This window comes from Solwaraspora sp. WMMD791 (assembly GCF_029581195.1).
Lineage (GTDB): Bacteria > Actinomycetota > Actinomycetes > Mycobacteriales > Micromonosporaceae > Micromonospora_E.
In genome coordinates this window covers 2,219,293-2,239,648 of record NZ_CP120737.1, presented here as the reverse complement: position 1 = coordinate 2,239,648, position 20,356 = coordinate 2,219,293, and the positions used below count along the sequence as shown (strand labels likewise).

The window sequence follows — 20,356 nt, the reverse complement described above, 5'->3', positions numbered from 1 at the left end:
AGGAACATCGACCGGACCCCGGTGGCGGGCGGGATGCCCTCGCCGCCGGAGTCACCGACGAACCGGATGAGGGTGAACGACGTGCGTAGCAGCCGATGGATCGCGGGCCTGGGGATCACCGCGCTGGCGGGGGCGGTGACGGCGTGCGGCCCGGCCACGCCGTCCGGCGACGGTACGGCCGGTGACGGTACGGCCGGTCCGTCCCCGACGGCGGCCAGCAGCGCCCCGGCCAGCAGCGCGGCACCGACGCCGCAGGTCACCGCGACGAACCTGCCCGAGGTGCTCTCCGGCACCCGGCAGGTCACGATGGTGCGGACCGGCGGCTTCGAAGGCGGGCTGTCGATGACCGACGACGGACGGCTGGCCGAGGTCGACGGCGACGAGGGCCGGCAACTGTTCGTGCCGCTGCCGCTCGACGGGCAGCTGTTCCTGATCCACTCGTACCAGGGGGTCGGTGGTGGTCCTGGCACCGGTGAGCCGGTCTGCTGGCGGGTGCACAACCCGGGCGACGGCCAGTCGTTGTCGGTCGAGGGCGCGGCGTGCGACGCCGGGGACCCCCGGCAGCGGTTCGAGATCGTCGCCGCCGATACTGACACCGACGACACCTTCATGATCAGCAACAGCTCGGCGTACCTGCGTACCTCGGCGCGGTCCGGGCTGATCCTGGAGGAGCAGGGCGACGGTTCGCCGGCGCCGGACGGTTTCCGGTTCAACGACAACGGGCCGGCACCGACGAGGTGACCGGTGGAGGCTTGACGGATGCGTGACGCCGACGAGTTCGACGCCTTCTACGCGGCGTCGTCCAAGCGGGTGCTCGGCCACCTGTACGTGGTGCTCGGCAACCGGTCCGACGCGGAGGACGCGGTCGCCGAGGCGTACGCCCGCGCGTGGGACCGGTGGGCGTCCGTGCGCGACTGCGACAGCCCCGAAGCCTGGGTACGCACGGTCGCGTACCGCATCGCGGTGAGCTCCTGGCGTAAGGCGGTGAACCGGTGGAAGGCCCACCGTCGGGACACCGCCGGCGCCCAGTCGGTCGACGGGGTGTCGGTCGACCACGTCGCGCTGGTGGCGGCGCTGCGGCAGATCACCGTCGACCAGCGGCGGGTCGTCGTGCTGCACTACCTGGCCGGGCTCAGCGTCGCCGAAGTCGCCGCGGAGACCGGCACCAACGTCAACACCGTCAAGACCTGGTTGGCCCGGGGCCGCAAGGCCCTCGCCGCGCAGCTGACCGACGGCGACCAGCAGACCACCGGCGACGGGAGGAGCTATGCGGTCTGAGCCCAATCCCGAGCAGGTGCTGCAGGACATGGCCGAGCACGCCGGGCGGACCGGTCGGCTGGCCGCCGCCGCCGACATCCGCCGCCGGGGCGACACGCTGCGCCGTCGCCGGCAGGTCGCCACCGCTGCGGTCGGTGTCGTGCTGATCGGTGCCGTCGGTGCCGGTGTCGCCGCCGTTCAGGCCAACCGGGCCGCGCCGCCGCTGCCGATCGGCCCCGCCGGCCCCACCCCGACCGCGACACCGGGGGCACCGACCGGTTCACCGTCCGCCTCGCCGACCGGCCCGGCGTCCGACGACGGTTCCGACCCGACAGTCGGTACGCCGCCCGGGGACGACCCGTTGCTGTCCGGGCAGCGGCAGGTGGCGATGGTGCGGACGGACGGCTTCGAGTCGGCGGTGTCGCTGCTCGACGAGGGCCGGCTCGGCGAGGTCGACGGGGTCGAAGGCCGGCGGTTGTTCGTGATCGAGCCGCTCGACGACGACAGCTACCGGATCCGGACAGCCGACCCTGACCCGGACGGATCGGACACCTGTTGGCAGGTGGTGTCGGCCGGGTCCGCACCACTCACCGTGGGTGCGGCGGTCTGCGCGGCCGACGAACCACGCCAACGGTTCGAGATCACCGTCGTGCAGGCCCAGGGCGAGGACGCGTACGCGATCAGCAGCAGCGCCGCCTACCTGCAGTACTCCAGCACCCGGGGGCTGATCCTCGAAGAGCTGGGTGATGCGACGTTGACGACGTTTTTCCGATTTGTCGACAACGGTGCGGCGCCGGGCTGACCGGGCTCGCCCTTGGCTGGCGCGGCCGGGCCGGCCGGGGCACCGCCGCCGGAATGCCGGCCACCCCCCGGCGGTTGTATCCGGTACGCCCGCAAGACTGTCCCGCCCAGCCGGCGGACGCGACACCGGTCAGCGGGCGATTCTCCGACTGATCATCTGTTCTGTCCCGTTCGCGGGAGCCGATGCCCGTCTGGTGGCGGCGTCCGGATCCCCGTACCCCTCGGAACGGAGTCTTCCTGATGAACACGATCATCCGTAAGTCTGCGCTGTCCGTTGCTGGTCTGCTCGTCGCCGGTGGTGTGGTGGCCGGCCCCGCCGTCGCCGCCCAGGCCGCCCCGTCGGGCGGGTCGGGGAACGTGGCCGCGGCTGCCAGCTCCGACCGTGGTGGCGAGCGCGGCGACCATTCCGGCGGCGACCGGGTGCTGAACACCCGCTACGAGCGGCAGCCGAACTTCTACTACTGCGGGCCGGCCGCGACCCGGATCGCGTTGACCGCGCAGGGCCACGACCTGTCGCAGGACGAGGTCGCCAAGAAGCTGGGCACCACCGAGGCCGGCACCAACTCGGCCGAGGACACCACCCGGGTGCTCAACGAGCTCGTCGGCAACGACAAGTACCAGACCACCGCGATCGAGTCGACCAAGGCCGAGCAGGCGCAGATCGACAAGCTGCGCGACGACGTGCGGGCGACCGTCGACGACAACCGGGCCGTGGTGGCGAACATCATCGGTACGGCGAGTGACGTCGACGGCGTGGCGCACTCCTACCCGGGCGGGCACTACGTGACCGTCATCGGCTACCGCGACGGCGGCGACACGGTGCGGATCGCCGACCCGTGGTACGAGGGCCAGGAGTACTGGATGTCGACCGAGACGCTGGCACACTGGATCGCCGAGCGCGGCTACTCGCACTGACGGTAGCACCACCTTCTACCCGCTGGCCGGGTCTCGCGCGTACGCGCGAGACCCGGCCAGCGCCGTTTCCAGTCGATCACCGCTGCGGTGGCAGGGCGGGGTCGGCCCGGGGCCGGACATGGTCCATGCCCATCGCCGTCCGGTCACCGAGACCGGCGTACGCGTCGACCGCCGCCGCGCGTCGCCCGGCACCGCGGTCGGCTCCGCCAACTGGAACGTCACCGTGCCGACCGCGCCCCGGCGGAACCGGTGCTCCGGGTCCGGCTGCCTCGGCTCCACCAGGTGCGCGACCACCCGTACCTCGGCGTACGACACGGCGTGCACGGCCACGTCGACGGTGCGGTAGCGGGTCTGTGCGATCTGATGCTCGGCGGCGTCGTGCAGTGCGGCGAGCACCGGGGCGGCGTACGCGTCGACCAGCAGCCCGACCACGATCCGGGCCGGCGCGTCCGGCTCCGTCGGAGCCCGGCTGCCCTCGTCGACGATCGGGCTGAGGGTGAACGGCTTGTAGCGGGAGCTGTCGTGCAGCATGGCGGACAGTTCCGGGTCGACGGCTCCCGTCCACTCAATCAGACCGGCACCAGCGGGCCGGGCCGCCCGGCCCGCTGGCGTCGTGGCCCTGGCCCTGCCCCGTAGCCGTCGGTCGGGCCGGGTCGGGGCGAGGATCGTTCGTCAGGGCGCTACGTCGATCCGGGGGAACAGCGCGCCGGCCTTGGTCACCTTCGTACCGGCGAGTTCGTCGAGCCAGGCGTCGGCACCGGGCACCATGGACGTAGCGGAGCCCACGTTCTGCAGGATCGTGGCACCGGCTTCCGGCAGGAACGGCAGGATCAGGTCGCCGAGCTGCCGCACCGCACCGACCAGGTGATGCAGGGTGGTGTCCAACATCGCCTGGGACTGCGGGTCGTCGGACTTGGCCAAGTGCCACGGCGACCGCTCGTCCACGTAGGCGTTCGTCCGCCGGACCAGGTCCCAGATCCGGGCGAGCGCCTCGCGGTGGTCGTACCCCCGCATCGCCGCCGCCGACGCCTGCCGGGTCTGCGCGACCTGCGCGGCCAGCGCCGCCTCGGGCTCGCCCCGGTCCGCCGCCTCGGGCACCACCCCGTCGCGGTAACGCACCGTCATGCTGGTCGCCCGGCTCAGCAGGTTGCCGAGCCCGTTGGCCAGATCGGAGTTGTACCGGCTGATCAGCCGTTCCTCGGTGAAGTCCCCGTCGATGAACGGCGAGAACTCGGCAAGCAGGAAATAACGTACGGCGTTGACCCCGTACCGTGCGATCAGGTCGGCGGGATCCACCGCGTTGCCCATCGACTTGCTCAGCTTGACTCCGGAGGCGGTGATGTAGCCGTGTACCACGACCTCGGTCGGCAGCGGCAGACCGGCCGACATCAGCATGGCCGGCCAGTAGACGGCGTGGAACCGGGTGACGCCTTTGCCGACGACGTGTACCCGACGCTGGGCTTCGGCCCAGTACCGTTGGTACTCCTCGCCGTCCCGGGTCCAGCCGAGCGCGTTGATGTAGTTGGTGAGCGCATCGATCCAGACGTACATGACCTGGCCGGGATCGTCGGGAACCTCGATTCCCCAGCCCCGGGCACGTTCGGTCGACCGCGAGATGCTGATGTCGGCCAGACCGCTGCGGATGAAGCTGATCACCTCGTTGTAGCGGGACTCGGGCACGATCTTCAGCTGGCCTGACTCCAAGGCGTCGACGAGACGGTCACCGTACCGGGACAAGCGGAAGAAGTAGTTGCGTTCCGCGACGAGTTCCGGTTCGACGAGATGCTCCGGACATTTGCCGTCGACCAACTCTGCCGGGCTGTAGAACTGTTCGCAGCCGACGCAGTACAACCCCTGGTAGTCGCGGGAATAGATGTCGTCGTTGGCGGCCATCCGGCGCCAGATCTCGATCGCGCCGTCGATATGGTCGCGGTCGACACTCGTACGGATGAAACGGGTAAGGTCGAGCTGGAGCTCTGCCGCGAGTTGTTCGAAATAAACGACGTTACGGTCGACCAACTCGCGGGCGGTGAGACCTTCGCGTTCGGCGGCGAGGACGTTTTTCAGGCTGTTCTCGTCGGATCCGCTCAACAGGTAGACATCCTCGCCGCACGCGCGCATGTGCCGGGCGTAAGCGTCGGCCTGCGCGTATTCGAAGGCGTGACCGAGGTGCGGATGCGCGTTCACATAGGGGATGGTCGTCGAGACGAAGGACGTCGAGGTCATCAGTGTGCCCAGCCTAGTGGTAGTCGCTTCGAGCAGGTCACCTTAGCCTATCGTCCGGTTTAGCCGCATCGAACTTACCCAGGTCACACCGGCCGTACGGGTGATTGGTGGGGTGGGGTCGGCGGCTGGCTACCGCTGGGCGGGCCCGGCCGGGCCCGCCCAGCAGGTCGTGTCAGGTCAGGACGCGGTGCAGACCAGGTCGGTCGGCGTCGTGGCGGCCCCGGAGCCGACGAACCCGACCGTGGTGGCGGCCGTCGGCGCGAGGGCCCCGTTGTACGGCTCGTTGCGTACCGTGTTCACCCCACCGGACGTGGTCAACCGGCCGTTCCACAGCGACCCGATCGACGTACCGCTCGGGTTGGTCCAGGTGAGCGTCCAGCCGGAGATCGCCGAGGTGCCGGTGTTGCGCACCTCGATGCCGCCCTGGAAGCCGCCCTGCCAGCTGCTGGTCACCGTGTACGTGGCGGTGCAACCGTCGTCACCGGTGCCGCCGTCGTCCGGCGCGGTGGTGACCGTCCGTGCCGGCGACGCCGGCGAGACGTTGCCGGCGGCGTCGCGGGCCCGGACCGTGAAGGTGTAGCTGGTCTCGGGGGTCAGCCCGGAGGCGGTGTACGTGGTACCGGAGACCGTGGCGACCGGGGTGGCCGGGCCGCCGGCGGTGGAGCGCAGCACCTGGTACGAGGTGACGCCGACGTCGTCGGTCGACGCCGCCCAGGTCAGCGTCACCGAGTCGGCGGTGACGTCGCTGGCGGCCGGCTGGCCGGGAGCGGTCGGCGCGGTCACGTCGTCGTCCCCGCCGCCGTCGCTGTAGCGCTGGCCGAGGCTGATCCCGGTGGTCGAGCCGGCCCCGCCGAGCGGCACCTGGTGGTCGAGGCCGACGAACTTGCCGCCGTGCTGCCACAACGCCGGCTTGAGCACCTGGTTGTACTTGACCTCGTCCCAGCTGGTCCAGTCGTCGAGCAGCAGGCCGCCGGTGTCGCCCGAGTTGGGGTTCAGCGACCAGAACGTGTGGTGGATGCCGTAGTCGATCATCAGATCGCGCAGGGCGTGCAGCCACTTGTCCTGCCGGGCGTCCTGACCGTACCGGCCGCCCCACTCGCCGATCAGCAGTGGCGCGGTGTCGTCCTCGTGGATGAACAGCCAGTTGGGCCGCCACACGTCCTCGGTCAGCGATGCCTTGTCGAACTCGCCCTGGAACCAGGGCTGCTCGTAGACCAGCGGGCCGTAGTCGTGCGGAGAGTAGACCAGCTGGTCCTGGTTGGCGCCCAGGTCGACCGGGTGCGCGGCGACGCCGCGCAGGTTGCCGCCCCACCAGTTGTAGAAGTAGTTGGGGCTGAGGTCCGGGTTGGTGTTGGGCGAGTCCCAGTCGGCGTGCGGGCGAGGGTAGACCTCGATGCCCTCGCAGAGGATCAGCAGGTCGGGGTTGATCGCCAGGATCCGTCGGCCGGCGGTCTCGCAGGCGTGCTTGAAGTTGTCCTGGTCGGTCGAGGAGTCCCACTTGGCCCGCTGCGGGTCGTTCGGGGTGCCGTGCGGCTCGTTCTTGACGTCCATCGCGACGATCGTGTCGTTGTCGCGGTAGCGCGCGGTCACCCACTCCCAGCCCTGGTAGAAGTCCTCCGAGGTGATCGAGCCCTTCCACCACACCGGGTAGAGGTGGCCGGAGTTGTCGGCCTCGGCGCTGTGCACGTCCAGCATGACCTTCAGACCGTACTTCTCGCACAGGCCGAGCCAGTGGTCGAAGATCTGCAGGTTGTTCAGCCCGTCCAGCTCCGGGTTGACGTACGCGTTGATGTTGGGCCGGGCCAGCGGCTGGCCAGCCTTCCACTCCAACAGCAGCTGGGTCGAGATCGGCACCCGGACGATGTTGATGCCGCGCTGCGCCATCGCGCGGGTGACCGCCTCGATGTTGGCCGACCACAGACCGTGGAAGACCCGCTCGGTGGCGTTGTAGCCGAACCAGTTGGCGCCGGTGAGCCACACCTGGTTGCCGGCCTCGTCGACGATCGTGTTCCCGTCGGTGTGCAGCCAGTCGTTGGCCGGTACGGCCTGGGCGGCTGCGGCTGACGCGTCAGCTGACGTGCCGGTGGCGGCAGCCGGTGGGGCGGCGGCTGCCGTGGTCGTGGCCGGGACGGCGGCGACCGCCCCGAGCAGTAGGCCGGCCGCCGTCGTGGCGGCCCACCGGGTCCGTATCGAGGGCATGCAGTGATTCTCCTGTCGTGGGGTGTGCGGTTCGGGTGGCTCCCGGGTGCCGGGCGAGGCCGTGGGAGCGCTTCCATCGACAGGTTACGACGTGCCAAGGTCGCGATGGAAGGACGTGATCCGCAACGTCCAGAATGAACGGCATTGCCCGGTGGGTCTGTGCGCCATGGGCCGAAGGATGCATGCCCGGAACGTGTCCACGCTGTTTCGGATTCATTGACTTCCATTTTGTGGCTCCCGTAGAGTCGCAACGACGACCTTCGATCGCAGCGCGGTGACCTGGGAGCCGGCACCGCGTTCGCGCAGACGAAGGTGAGCAGGGTCGCCCGGCGAGCCCGCCCGCTACCGGCGCGTGGCTCGATGCACCGCCAGCCGGCGCCCCCGCTCCTGTCGATCCCATCGCGGCGTGATTCGGCGCACGCCTGTCCGCAGGTTCACGACAGAAAGCGAGCCCCCGAATCATGTTCCGAAGATTGGCCCTCTGCCTGGTCATGGTGTTGGCCACCGTCGGCTTCAGCGCCGTGCCGGCCCAGGCCCAGGCGGACTTCACCGTCCTGGTCTTCAGCAAGACCGCCGGATTCCGGCACGACTCGATCCCAGCCGGCATCGTCGCGATCCAGCAACTCGGCAACCAGCACAACTTCACCGTCGAGACCACCGAGGACGCCGGCCAGTTCACCACCGCCAACCTGTCCCGGTTCCAGGCGGTCATCTGGCTGTCCACCACCGGGGACGTGCTCAACGCCAGCCAGCAGTCGGCGTTCGAGAGCTACATCCGGTCCGGCGGTGGATTCGCCGGCGTCCACGCGGCGGCCGACACCGAACACAACTGGTCGTGGTACGGCAACCTGGTCGGCGCCTACTTCTCCAGCCACCCCGCGAACCAGAACGCGACCGTACGGATCGAGGACAGCTCCCACCCCTCGACCGCCGGGCTGCCGACCGCGTGGAACCGGTACGACGAGTGGTACAACTACCGGACCAACCCTCGGGCGCAGAACCGGATCCTGGCCACCGTCGACGAGAGCACCTACACCGGTGGCACGATGGGCAGCGACCACCCGATCGCGTGGTGTCGAAACTACGACGGCGGCCGATCCTGGTACACCGGAATGGGCCACACCAACGAGAGCTTCAGCGACGCCAACTTCCGCAGCCACGTGCTGGGCGGCATCCGCTACGCCGCGCAGGGCACGGGCAACTGCTCGACCAGCCAGACACCGGCCGGCTACAGCCAGATCACCCTGGCCAAGGGGGTGGCCGAGGTCGGTGAACCGATGGGCATGACCGTGCTGCCCAACCGGGGAGTGCTGCACACCTCCCGGGAAGGCACCATCCGCTACACCGACGCGGCCGGCAACACCAAGGTGGCACTTACCATCCCGGTCTACACGCACGACGAAGAAGGACTGCAGAGCATCGAGGCCGACCCGAACTTCGCCACCAACCGCTGGGTGTACGTGTACTACTCGCCGCCACTGAACACCCCCGGCGGCGACGCACCGGCGACCGGTTCGGCGGCACAGTTCGCCCCGTTCAACGGCTACAACCGGCTGGCCCGCTTCACCGTCAACGCCGACCATACCCTTGACCGGGCGTCGGAGGTGACGATCCTCGAGGTCCCGACCAGCCGGGGCATGTGCTGCCACGTCGGCGGTGACATCGACTTCGACGCCGCCGGGAACCTCTACCTGTCGACCGGCGACGACACGAACCCGTTCGACTCCAGTGGCTACACGCCGATCGACGAAAGGCCGAACCGCAACCCGGCGTACGACGCGCAGCGTACCGCCGGCAACAGCAACGACCTGCGGGGCAAGGTGCTGCGGATCCGGCCTGGCGCCAACGGCGGCTACACCATCCCGGCCGGCAACATGTTCCCCGCCGGCACGGCCAGGACCAAGCCCGAGATCTACGCGATGGGCTTCCGCAACCCGTTCAAGATGTCCGTCGACAAGGCGACCGGCATCGTCTACCTCGGCGAGTACGGCCCGGACGCCGGCACCGCCAACCCCAACCGAGGGCCGGCGAACCATGTCGCGTTCGAACGCATCGCCCAGCCCGGTTTCTACGGCTGGCCGTACTGCTCGAACTACAACACCCCGTACATCGACTACACGTTCCCGTCCGGCCCATCCGGTGCACCGTTCAACTGCTCCGGCGGCCCGGTGAACAACTCCCCGAACAACTCCGGCATCACCCAACTGCCCCCGTCCCAGCGGGCCTGGCTGCCGTACGGCGGCGAGCAGAATCCGCCGGAGCTGTGCTGCGGCAGCCTGTCTCCGATGGACGCCGTGGTCTACAACTACGACGCCTCGCTCGCCTCCGACGTGAAGTTCCCGGCGTCGATGAACGGCAAGGTGTTCATCGGCGAGTTCGGCCGACGGTGGATCAAAGCCGTCACCGTCACCGGCTCCGGCGGGGTCGGCGCGATCGAACCGTTCCCGGCCTACACCGGCACCCAGGTGATGGACCTGGAGTTCGGGCCGGAGGGTGCACTCTACGTACTCGACTACGGCACCGGCTGGGGCAGCGGCGACGCCAGCTCGGCGGTGTACCGCATCGAGTACAACTCCGGTGGCGGCCGGGCCCCGACCGTGCTCGCGACCGCCAACCCGACCAGCGGCAACGCGCCGTTGACCGTACAGTTCAGCTCGGCCGGGACCAGCGACCCGGACGGCGACGCCATCACGTACGCGTGGGACTTCACCACGGACGGCAGCACCGACTCGACGCAGCCGAACCCGTCGTACACGTACACCAGCAACGGCGAGTTCACGGCGACGCTAACGGTGCGCGACAGCACCGGCCGCAGCGCCACCGCGAGCGTGGTGATCGGGGTGGGCCGGCCGACGGTCACCCTCGACCTACCGACCAACGGCCGGCTGTTCGACTTCGGTGACGCCATTCCGTTCCAGGTCACGGTCACCGACCCGAACGCGGCGACCATCGACTGCAGCCGGGTGAAGGTCAACTACCTGCTCGGGCACGACAGCCATGGCCACGGCATCACCAGCGCCACCGGCTGCTCCGGCACCCTGCAGACCACCGTCGACGGCGAACACGACCCGAACGCGAACATCTTCGGTGTCATGGTCGCCGAGTACACCCCGGTGGGCGCGACCATCCCGGTGACCTCGACGCAGACGGTCATGCAGCCCCGGACCCGCCAGGCCGAGCACTACGGCGGCCAGCAGGGCACCACCCTCGTGGAGAAGGCCTCCGCCAACGGGGGCAGCGCGGTCGGCTACATCGAGAACGGCGACTGGATCTCGTTCACCCCGTACAACCTGGCCGGGGCCACGTCGTTCACCGCGCGGGTCGCCTCCGCCGGCTCCGGCGGTACCATCTCGCTGCGGACCGGCTCGGCGTCGGGACCCGTCATCGGTACGGCGACGGTCAGCCCCACCGGAAGCTGGGAGACCTGGACCACCGTCACCGGCACGGTCAGCCCACCGGCCGGTACGCACAACCTGTTCCTCGTCTTCACCGGCGGCTCCAGCTACCTGTTCGACGTCGACGAGTTCACTTTCCGCAGTGGTGGTACGACACCGCCGCCCACGACCGCACCGCCGACCACGGCACCGCCCACGACCGCGCCGCCGACCACGGCACCGCCCACGACCGCGCCGCCGACCACGGCACCGCCCACGACCGCGCCGCCGACCACGGCACCGCCCACCACCGCGCCGCCGACCACGCCGCCGCCCACCGGCCGGTCGTGTGCGGCGACGTACTCGGTGACGGGTCAATGGCAGGGTGGCTTCCAAGGTGAGGTACGGGTCACCGCCGGATCCACGTCGATCAGCGGCTGGACGGTCACCTGGACGTTCACCGGGGGACAGACCGTCACCCAGTCCTGGAGCGCCACCGTTACGTCGAGTGGTGCCAACGTGACCGCCCGCAACGTTTCCTACAACGGGTCGCTCGGCGCCAGCGCCAGTACGACGTTCGGCTTCATCGGCTCCGGCAACGGCGCGAACAGCGTGTCGTCGCTGAGCTGCACCGCCAGCTGATCAACGAGGGCTGCGCGGCACCACCTGCTGGTGCCGCGCAGCTCCGTCTCGGCGTAGAACGGTCCCACGGCCGCCGGTGACGGTGCGCTCGGTCGATTGGGTGCAGCTACACCGCTTCTGGTCGGGGCACCGGCCGAGCCTGCTCAAGGCCGGCTGGGCAGCTGCCGGACGAGCCTGATCCACCCTACGTGCGAACTTGCTGATCGGCGTCGATCGTTGATGTCGCAATTCGGTGCGAGTCGCGGTACGGCGGCCGGGTGCGCGCTCAGCGACAGTCGACCGCGTGGGGCAAGCCTGGTGAGGCCGCCGGGCCGGGCCGTCCGCCGAACGCCGACGTCTACCAGATGCTGGCGTACTGCACGACATATAGGCTGAGCCGCGGCCATCTGGTGTACGCCGCCGGTGGTCCGATGTCCGGCAGCTACCAGTTGACCGGTTCCGGAATCCGGGTCGACGTACACCCGGTCGACCTGTCCGTGCCGATCGCCGAGATCCGGCAGCGGATTCAAGACCTCGGCACGGCTGTCGCTGCGCGGCCGGATAGCCGCGTTGATCCACTTCGGCTCATCGACGCGACACACCGTACCGCTGTCTATTGACGCGAAGTGGATCAAGCCCGTGGTGCGGCGCGGCGGCAGGGATGCGGGCGGGCGTTACCGTCGGCCGGGTGTCCCGGATGCGAGCGATCGGATGGCGGGCTGTCGCCCAGCGGACGAGCGCCGTTGCCGCTGTGCTCGGCTGGCTGCTCCTCTGCGTCTACAGCGGCTCGCTGTACCACAATGGCCAGTACTGGGGAATCTATCTCGGTGCCGCTCTCGTCGGCGGCAGTCTGGGGCTGGGACTGCTCATCGTCCGGGCCGTTCGCCCTCGGGCTTCGGCGCCGTCACGGGTCGCGCTCGTGGCTGTCGTACTGCTCGGCTGGGCGGTCTTCGTCGGGCTCGGCCCGGTCTATCTGCACCTCGCGGGTGAACGGACACCGGTCGTCGTGACCGACACCTGGCGCGGCAGCGAAACCGAGCGGTACCGGCTGTCGCGGTTGGACACCGGAGTGGACCTCGGCTGGCAGTACCGACACGACATCGGGGTACGCCGCGACGGTGACCAGTTGACCATGCAGGTGGACCCACGCGGATGGTACGGCCCGCTACCTGCCGACCGCAGTGCAGGCCGTTGGACGATGACGGTGACGATGTCCGGCCTCCTGGTGGCCGTCACAACGATTTCCAGCTTTCATCTGCTCGCCCGCTGGACGGTGTCGCGCCGGCTGGTCGCTCGACTCACAAGCGGGCTGAAATGATCAGCCATGGTGGCGCTCGCGACCAGCGCCCGGTGCCGCCCTCCGGCACTGACGATGGTGATCAACTTCGGCTGATCGACTCGACACGCCGGGCCGCCGTTCGACAGCGCGAAGTGGATCACGACCCTGACGAGTGGGCGACGGCCGGTGACGGCGCCGGCATCGCCGGCCGGGCCGGATACGTTCCCCACGGTTCGACCAGGTACGGGGTGAGAAAGGCCAGCAGCAGACCGAGCGCGACCCCACCGGGCAGATAGCCGAACGGTTCGTAGCTCTGCTGGTATTCCAGCCACGGCAGCAGCTGACCGATCCCGAACGCGAGGACGATGCCGCAGATCAGGGCCACGTATCCACCGGTCAGCAGCACCACGCCAAGCCCCATGCCGCTCCCGACGCGGCGTACGACATCGAGGCGGAGACGGCCGGTGCCGGCAGGCCGGGACACGCGGCCCGCGCCGGGCGTGCGACGTGATCGTGGGGCGCGGATCGCCGCGATGGTCAGCACGGCGGCCGGCACTGTCAGCGCCGGCGCCACGGCCAGCAGGACGTAGCTGACCGGCGACGCCGTCGTGGCGCCGCTGAACAGCGCCGTACCGAACACGGCCGCGCTGGCACCGACCGTGAGCGACCAGGCCGCCGCGGTGGTCTCGGGCAGCGTCCTGATCGACGTCCGCGCCGAGGACGCGGTCACCGCGGCACTGGCGACGACCGCCAGTACGGTCGACAGGCCGACGGCCACGGTCAGCGCCGCCACCGGGACCGGTGGCCCGTCGCTGAGAAAAACGCCGTAGAGGTAGTTGCCCGGGACCAGGAACGCGGCCAGCACGGCGAGCCGCGCGATCAGCAGCCTGTCGCGTTCCGGGGTCCGCCGACGGGCGGGGGCGAGACGCTCGGTCGCCCACCATGCCGCGATCATGAGCAGCAGCGCCCCAGCGGCCAGCCAGGGCAGCGCGACCGGGTTGTGCCAGCCGGACCGGATCACCCCGACAGTCGCGGCGAGCAGCACGACCGGGCTGGCCAGTGCGGGCAGCAGCGACGCGCGCCGGTACGCGGCGGCTGCCGCCAGACACACCGCGACGCAGCAGATGGCGTACATCTGCAGATCCTGCATCCAGACCCGGCCGGTCGAGGTGTCCCATCCGGCCCAGCCGGCCGGCGCCGCGTCGGTGTGCGGCCACGGCGTCTGCAGCCCGATGTTCGGGGTCAGGTAGGCGAGCGTGACCGCCCAGCCGATCGCCGCGCCCGCCGCCCCGCCCCAGGCGAGGACCTCCCGCCAGGACCGGCGCAGCGGGACCGGCTCCGGCTGATCGGGAACGACCTCCGACCAGATCGGGTCGGGCCGGCTCACCGGGATCCGGACGACCACCCAGCGTGCCACGGCGAAACAGAACCCGTTCGTGGCGAGGGTGGCGACCGCGACGACCGGTGTGGGCAGCGTCGCCCACCAGCCGTACGGGGTGAACCCGTAGGCGACGAGCAGTCCGCCACCGATGACCGGCACCGTCGCCACCAGCAGGCGCGGTGCCGGGGTCGGCCGTGGTCGCGGCGGCACCGGCGGTCGTGGCCGGACCGCCCGCACCGTGTACGTCAGGGACAGCGCGACCGCGCCGAGCATGATCCCCGGCGGGACCGGTAACGGTGTCTGCGCTCCGGCCGGCCCGGCGACGAGCGCGGTCGCGGTCGAGGTCGCGGCCAGTGTGATGGCGGCGGTGCCCGGTACGGCGGCGGCGAGCGCCCACCGGGTGGCGCGGCGGGCGAGGGCCGCCACCACGACGGTCGACGGGATCAGCGTCCCGGCGATGACGGCCGTGCCCACGACGGTGCCCGCCGGACCGGTGACGGCGGCAGTGACCGTCGGTCCGGTGAGGGTGATCGCCAGGTGGCGTACGGCCGATCCGGCGACGATCAGCCCGGCCAGCACCGGGATCGTCGCGGCGACGCACCACGGCCCGCTGGCCGCTGCCCCCCGCTGCTGGCGTATCCGGTCGGCGAGCAGTACGCCGCAGCCGATCCCGGCGACGACGTGCCCGGTGCTGCTCAGCAGGGTCAGGGCCGCTGGCAGGTGGTCGCCGGTGCTGGCCGCCATCCATAGTGGTCCGTTGGCGAGGATCGCCAGGACGGCCGCCGCCAGCGGGGCGAGGAACAGGGCGACGACGTGCCGGGCGGTCCACTCCACGTGGTCGACCGGGACCGTGCCGACGGCACCGATCGAGGATCGCCTGGCACAGGCGAGACTGGTCGCGAACCGGACCTGCCGCCAGACCCGTGCCGGCGCGGGCACGCCTGGCTCGTTACGGAGCGTGTGCGCCTCGGCGAGCCATTCGCGAATCAGTTCGGCGCGGTCGGCGGCCGGCCAGCGGCGGGCCGCCACGGTGAACAGTTGGTGGACCAGCCAGCTCAGCATGGCGGTCAGGTGGTTTCCGGAGTGACGGTGCCGGGTCGGCCGGTGGCCGGGCCGGCGTCCCCGGGGGCGTACGGGCGCAGCGTGGCGTACAGCGCGGCCAGCTCGGTGCGGGCGGCGACCAGGCCGTCCGGGGTGAGCTGGTAGTAGCGCCGGGCCGGGCGGCCCTCGGCCACCGGGTCGATCTGCTCCCACTGCGCGTGCACCCAGCCGGCGGCCAGCAGTCGGTTGAGGATCGGGTAGAGGGTGCCGCTGGGCTGCCCGGTGGCCCGCATCAGCTCCAGGCCGTAGCGGCCGGTGCCAGAGTCGTCGAGCAGCGCCGCCAGCACCCGGGCCACCCCGGTGGTGATCTGGACCGGTCGCGTCATGCCGAGGAGCATACTCGGGTATCTACATAGGGGTCCAGAGCTCGCCGCCGACCGATGTGTCGCTGACGGATATCCGGTTGCCGGCGGCTGAGACGATCATCCGGTGCCGCACCCCACCGCCGAACTGCTCGCCGCCCTCGACCCGCTGACCCACCACGCCCGGACGACCGCCCTGGCCGGGCACGCCCGCCGACTGGCCGCCGCCGGGCACCTGCCCGCCGTGCTCGCCGAGCTGGCACGAGGCGACGCCTACCAGCGGTTCCTCGGTCTCACCATGGCGGTGATCGTCGACGACCGGGCAGCGGTGCGGGTCGGGTTCACCGACCCTGACCGCCGGCTGCGGGCGGTCGCGGTCACCGCGTACCTGCGCTCCGGCTGGGCGGATCCCGCCGAGGTGGTGGCGCTGCTGCACGACGCCCCGTCCGACCTGCGGCGCACGGCGTACCGGACGCTGCGCGCGACCCGCCGCGCCGACCTGGCCGACGCGCTGATCGACCCGGTCCGCGCCCGGTACGGCGACGGCGAGGCCGCGGTCCTGCTGCCCGCCTGCGGCCCGGAGACCGTCGCCCGGCTGCTGCCGCAACTGTCGTACACCGTCGCCAACGGCGCCGCGCTGGCCCGTCGGCACGCCACCGTACTGCTCGATTTCGCCGACACGCAGCTTGCCGGCCGGTCCGGCGTCGCCCGCGACGACTGGTGGCGCGACTGGGACGACGCCGTGCTGCACACCGCGCAGCAGCATCCGACGCGGGTGTTCGACCTGCTGGAGCGGTACGCCCCGACGACCCGCCTGCCCGGCGAGCTGACCGCGTACGGCGTACTGGCCGGCGCGGATCCGGCCCGGACCCTGCGGCTGCTCACCGCCCCGGCGCGGGCCGGCTGGCTGCGCGGCCGGACGCTGCCGTCCGGCCTGCTGTACCGGCTGCGCGACGCCGACCTGGCCGACCTGACGCCGCTCGGCGTACGCCTGCACGGCACCGACCACGCCTCCGCCCGGCTGCTCGCCGCACTGGCCCCGGCCCGTCGGGGCGAGCTGTACGACGCGGTGACGGTCGACGTGGACACCGCCGATCGGCTGCTGTCGGTCGAGCTGCTGACCGTGCTGCCGCGCCGCTGGCAGCACCGGGAGGCCCGCCGGATGCTCCGCTTGGACCGGGTCCGGGCCAGCGAGGACCTGACGCTGACGTACACCGCGTTCCTGCCCTGGGCCGAGGCGGAGCCGGCGCTGGTCGCGGCGGCCCGACGCGCGGACGCCACCGCCCGGGGCACCGGCTACACGCTGCTGCTGGACGCTGCCGGCCGCAACGGCGACCCGGCGGCCGTCGCCGCCGCCGTCGAGCAGCTGCGCCGGCTACGCAACGACCAGGACCCGGTACGGGCCCGTGCGCTCACCGCGTTGTCGCAGGTCGTCGGCCTGCTGACCCCGGCGACGGTGCCGGCGCTGACCGACGTCGTCACCGAGGCGGTGGCTGCCCGGGACACCTCCCAGGCCAGCCTGACCGCGATCGGCGACGTGGCCGGGCAGGTGCTGCGCCGGCACGCGGCCGACCCGGCGCTGGTCGGCTGGGCGATGCAGACCTTCGACACCCTGTACGACGGCCGGCAGTTGCCCTTCCTCGGTCGGCTCGACCAGGTGCTGCGTCGGGGCCAGGAGCGGGATCTGTTCGCCCGGATCGCGCGGTGGATCGAGGGCGCGGCGGCCCGGGACCGGTACGAGCCGCTGTTCGCCGTCGCCTGGTCGCTGGGCCGGCGGGCCTGGCGGCTGCCGCACCTGCAGCGGCTGCTGCGCCGGGCGATCCACCCCGGGGTGGTGTCGGCGGTGTTCCGCCGGGCGGTGACGCTGTGGCTGGCCGACCCGACGACCCGGGCCGACCGGGTCGGCGAGGTCCTCGCCGTCGACGCGTCCACCGTGGAGATCCACGAGGTGTGGCAGGCGATCTGCGCCCGCCGTACCGATCTGCTCGACGAGGTGTTCACCACCCCGGCGGACCAGCGGACCGGCAAGTTCCTCTCCGCCGGTGCCCGCTGGGTGCCCGGCCCGGCGCACCGGGTCGCCCGGTGGCTGCCCCGCCACCAGCAGGCGTACGCCGACCTGCTGGCGTCGATCGCCGCCGACCGGAGCATGGCCAAACATCATCGGGTACGGGCGATCAGCTCCGCCGCCCCGGTGCCCGGTGCCGGCTGGGCGGTCGTCACCCGGCACCTCGACGCGGCGGACGTCACCATCGCCGAGGCGGCACTGGCCGCGCTGGCCTGGACCGACCGGCCGGACGAGGCGCTGCCGGTGCTGCTGCGGCACGTAGACGACGACCGGGCCCGGGTCGCCGTCTACGCGGCCGGCCGGACCGCCCGGCTCGTCGCGCCGTCGACGCTGGTCGCCACGCTGACCGACGTCGCGCTCGGCACCGGCAAGGTGACCAGCCGCAAACAGGCGCTGCGGCTGCTCGCCCGGTACGGCCCGCCGGAGGCGTTCGACGTGGTCACCGCGGCGTACCGGCGGGTGGACCAGCACCCCGACGTGCGGGCCGCCGCCGTCGCCGCCGCCCGGCAGCGGCCCGACGTGCCGGCCAGCTGGGCGATCCTGGCCAGCGCGGCTGGTGTCGCTGGCCGCGCTGGCGTCGCTGGCGGAGCCGACTCGCCGGCACCGTCGCGGGCCGAGGTGGCGGCGCTGCTGGACGCACCACCGTCGACCATCGCCGAACCGGACCGCCCCCGGTACGCCGCCCTGGTCGTGGCCGCCACCGGCAACCCGGATCCGGAAGCGGCCCGGTTGGCCTGGGTGGCGTTGCCGGTCTGGGCCCGCTGGGCACCCGACCTGACCGGGTTGACCGTCGCCGCTCTGACCGACCTGGACGACCCGTACCGGTGGGCGTCGGCGATGCAGGTGGTGATCCGGCTGCTCGACGAACCGACGGCGGCGGCCGATGGATCGCCGGCGGCGGCTGACGGGTCGCCGCCGGTGATCGACCGGCCGCCGCTGGTGGTCGCGGTGGCTGCGCTGGCCCGGCTGGACCGGGCCGACGACCGGCCCGGCGACCCGGCGCGGGACCGGCCGGCCCGCCGCCGCCTCGACCGGATCGTCGACGCGGCGACGCGCTGGTGCCGCGACGCCGACCCGCAGACCGACCGGACGGCGGTGCGGGCCGCCGCGCGTACCCTCGCCGGTTTTGCCGATTTGACCCCGCAGGCGGCCCGGCTGTTCGCCCACCTGGTGCCGCTGGCCGCACCGACCGCGCCCCCGGTCGTGGCCGAGCTGGCCGCGCTCGCCGACCTGGTCGCCGACCGTCCGGTGCTCGCCGGTCGACTCGCCGAGACGCTGACCGACCAGGTCCGCCGCGCCGAGGGCAGCTGGGAACCGGCGGTGCTGACGGGCGTCGTCGGGGCGCTCGCCGACCGGGACGACCTGGCGGCCGGGCTGTTCGCGGTGGCGGTCGCCCGTGCCGGTCACCGGTACGGCTGGTCGCCGCCGTGGCGGTCGCTACTGCACCGGCTGCGCCGCCATCCGGTGCCGGACGTCCGGTCGGCGGCCTTCGACATGGCGATGGTGGGCCGGTGAGCTGACCGGGCGGCCGCTTGCCGCGCCCGACCGGGCGTTGACCTTGCGCGGCCACCTCACCATGATCAGCGAATCGGCAGGTCGGTGCCGGTGTGGTCGGAGAGGTGGTAGGTGCGCGTGCAGCGAACGGGACGATCGTGGCCGTACGGAGGTCTCGGGTCGGGCCGGTGGGTCCGGACGGTGGCCGGGATCGTCGCGTCCGTCGTCACGGTGACCGCCGTCGCCGGCTGCGGCGACGACGAACGGATGGCCGCCTTCGAGGAGGCGGTCATGCCGATCGTCGTCGAGATCGCCAAGGAGTCGGTGGCGGCGCTGCCGGCCCCGTACCGGATCGTCGCCGAGGTCGGTATCTACGCCACCGAGGAGGCGGCCCGCGAGCAGGCGGCCGACCGGGACGCCACCTACCTGTTGATCAACCAGACGATCGACGGTACGCCGCAGGTCAGCCTGTTCCGCATCGACACCACCCGCAAGCTGCGTCTCGACATGGACGGGCGGTTCGTCACCGAGATCGAACAGAACCGGATCACCATCACCGCCGACCCCACCGTCGACTCCACGCTCGTGATCACCGACGCGCTGGCCAGTGAACCCGTCCACGCCGGCGGCCGGCTCGTCTTCACCGGTGACGATCTGCACTACGACCTCGATACCGGGCGGTTCGGCGACCCGGACCAGGATCCGCAGTTCGCGGCGGCGGTGGATCTGGTGGAGCCGCGGTTCGCCGGCACCTGGAGCTCGCTGACCGGTGGCCAGGCCGCGCTGCGGAACGGTGCACAGGCCGCAGACTGGAACGACGGTACGCCCACCCTCGGCGGCTGTTCGTCGCTGCCCGATTCGGCCTGGAACGACGAGGAGGTGGTCCAGGGCATGTTCAGCGGCAACCGGTGGCGGCGGCTGTTTCCGGTCTACTGCATCCGGACCAGCGACGGCCGGTACGGCACGCTCACCCAGCGCACGTCGGTCGACGGCGAGCAGGGCCCGCTGCAGCTGGAGTACGTGCTGTGGAAGAAGCCGGGCGACTGACCGGGGTCGGCGGCGTCCGAGGCGCCCGGGCGCGGGGAACATCGGCCGGCCGGGCGGCGTTGGATCCTGGCGTTGGACCGAGTAGCGCACGACGCCCGGTCCGCCCGCTCTGGCGGACCGGCACTTGCGGTGGAGCGGTATTCCTGTGAGGAATAATCATTCCTCTGAGGAATATTGTCTGGCGTGATGTCCCGTTCGCGTTTTGTGACATGCGGTGACCGTGTGTGCGGTGGGTCGACGCTCCGACCGGCCGGTCCGGTGAGGCTGGGGAATGATCGGCCGGTCGACGTGGTT

General features: G+C 71.6%; 14 protein-coding genes. 9 read left to right on the top strand and 5 right to left on the bottom strand.

The genetic code is table 11. The annotated features are described in order from the left end of the window. Positions 1 to 81 precede the first annotated feature (81 nt). From O7623_RS09695 to O7623_RS09680, 4 genes are all read left to right on the top strand, one after another. The gene (locus O7623_RS09695) at positions 82 to 741 is read left to right on the top strand and encodes a hypothetical protein (RefSeq protein WP_282228278.1); all 660 of its coding nucleotides are present in this window, start codon (positions 82 to 84) and stop codon (positions 739 to 741) included. 18 nt (positions 742 to 759) lie between these two features. Further along, positions 760 to 1,278: a SigE family RNA polymerase sigma factor gene (locus O7623_RS09690; RefSeq protein WP_282228277.1), complete on the top strand. Its 519-nt coding sequence runs from the start codon at positions 760 to 762 to the stop codon at positions 1,276 to 1,278. Continuing rightward, positions 1,268 to 2,059, top strand: coding sequence for a hypothetical protein (locus tag O7623_RS09685; protein ID WP_282228276.1), 792 nt, complete (start codon positions 1,268 to 1,270; stop codon positions 2,057 to 2,059). The genes O7623_RS09690 and O7623_RS09685 overlap by 11 nt, the downstream gene beginning before the upstream one ends. 239 nt (positions 2,060 to 2,298) lie before the next feature. Beyond that, complete coding sequence (locus O7623_RS09680) at positions 2,299 to 2,973, top strand: C39 family peptidase (RefSeq protein ID WP_282228275.1); 675 nt, start codon at positions 2,299 to 2,301, stop codon at positions 2,971 to 2,973. Positions 2,974 to 2,988: 15 nt separating this feature from the next. On the opposite strand, the gene O7623_RS09675 is transcribed toward O7623_RS09680, so the two are convergent. From O7623_RS09675 to O7623_RS09665, 3 genes are all read right to left on the bottom strand, one after another. Continuing rightward, positions 2,989 to 3,504: a hypothetical protein gene (locus O7623_RS09675; RefSeq protein WP_282228274.1), complete on the bottom strand. Its 516-nt coding sequence runs from the start codon at positions 3,502 to 3,504 to the stop codon at positions 2,989 to 2,991. A gap of 141 nt (positions 3,505 to 3,645) precedes the next feature. Next, complete coding sequence (locus O7623_RS09670; protein WP_282228273.1) at positions 3,646 to 5,199, bottom strand: class I tRNA ligase family protein; 1,554 nt, start codon at positions 5,197 to 5,199, stop codon at positions 3,646 to 3,648. A 177-nt stretch (positions 5,200 to 5,376) separates the two neighbouring features. Further along, positions 5,377 to 7,398 (bottom strand): cellulase family glycosylhydrolase, encoded by a 2,022-nt coding sequence (locus O7623_RS09665; protein WP_282228272.1) that lies wholly within the window; start codon positions 7,396 to 7,398, stop codon positions 5,377 to 5,379. 461 nt (positions 7,399 to 7,859) lie between these two features. Between O7623_RS09665 and O7623_RS09660 the strand changes: the two genes are divergently transcribed. From O7623_RS09660 to O7623_RS09650, 3 genes are all read left to right on the top strand, one after another. Then, positions 7,860 to 11,414, top strand: a complete 3,555-nt coding sequence (locus tag O7623_RS09660; protein WP_282228271.1) for a ThuA domain-containing protein — start codon at positions 7,860 to 7,862, stop codon at positions 11,412 to 11,414. 257 nt (positions 11,415 to 11,671) lie between these two features. Beyond that, positions 11,672 to 12,013 carry a hypothetical protein gene (locus tag O7623_RS09655; protein WP_282228270.1) on the top strand — a complete coding sequence of 114 codons (342 nt, stop codon included), beginning with the start codon at positions 11,672 to 11,674 and terminating at the stop codon, positions 12,011 to 12,013. A gap of 77 nt (positions 12,014 to 12,090) precedes the next feature. Further along, complete coding sequence (locus tag O7623_RS09650; RefSeq protein ID WP_282228269.1) at positions 12,091 to 12,711, top strand: hypothetical protein; 621 nt, start codon at positions 12,091 to 12,093, stop codon at positions 12,709 to 12,711. Between the two features lie 118 nt (positions 12,712 to 12,829). Here O7623_RS09650 and O7623_RS09645 read toward each other — a convergent pair whose 3' ends face one another. Both O7623_RS09645 and O7623_RS09640 read right to left on the bottom strand, forming a co-directional pair. Further along, the gene (locus O7623_RS09645; protein ID WP_282228268.1) at positions 12,830 to 15,115 is read right to left on the bottom strand and encodes a hypothetical protein; all 2,286 of its coding nucleotides are present in this window, start codon (positions 15,113 to 15,115) and stop codon (positions 12,830 to 12,832) included. Between the two features lie 5 nt (positions 15,116 to 15,120). Further along, positions 15,121 to 15,480 carry a helix-turn-helix transcriptional regulator gene (locus O7623_RS09640; protein ID WP_282228267.1) on the bottom strand — a complete coding sequence of 120 codons (360 nt, stop codon included), beginning with the start codon at positions 15,478 to 15,480 and terminating at the stop codon, positions 15,121 to 15,123. Positions 15,481 to 15,583: 103 nt separating this feature from the next. Here O7623_RS09640 and O7623_RS09635 point away from each other — a divergent pair, with 103 nt between their 5' ends. Together O7623_RS09635 and O7623_RS09630 are read left to right on the top strand one after the other, a co-directional pair. After that, a complete protein-coding gene (locus O7623_RS09635) occupies positions 15,584 to 19,036 on the top strand; it encodes a hypothetical protein (protein ID WP_282228266.1) in 3,453 nt (1,150 codons plus the stop codon). Between the two features lie 180 nt (positions 19,037 to 19,216). After that, positions 19,217 to 20,062, top strand: a complete 846-nt coding sequence (locus O7623_RS09630) for a hypothetical protein (protein WP_282228265.1) — start codon at positions 19,217 to 19,219, stop codon at positions 20,060 to 20,062. The last annotated feature ends 294 nt before the right edge of the window (positions 20,063 to 20,356 follow it).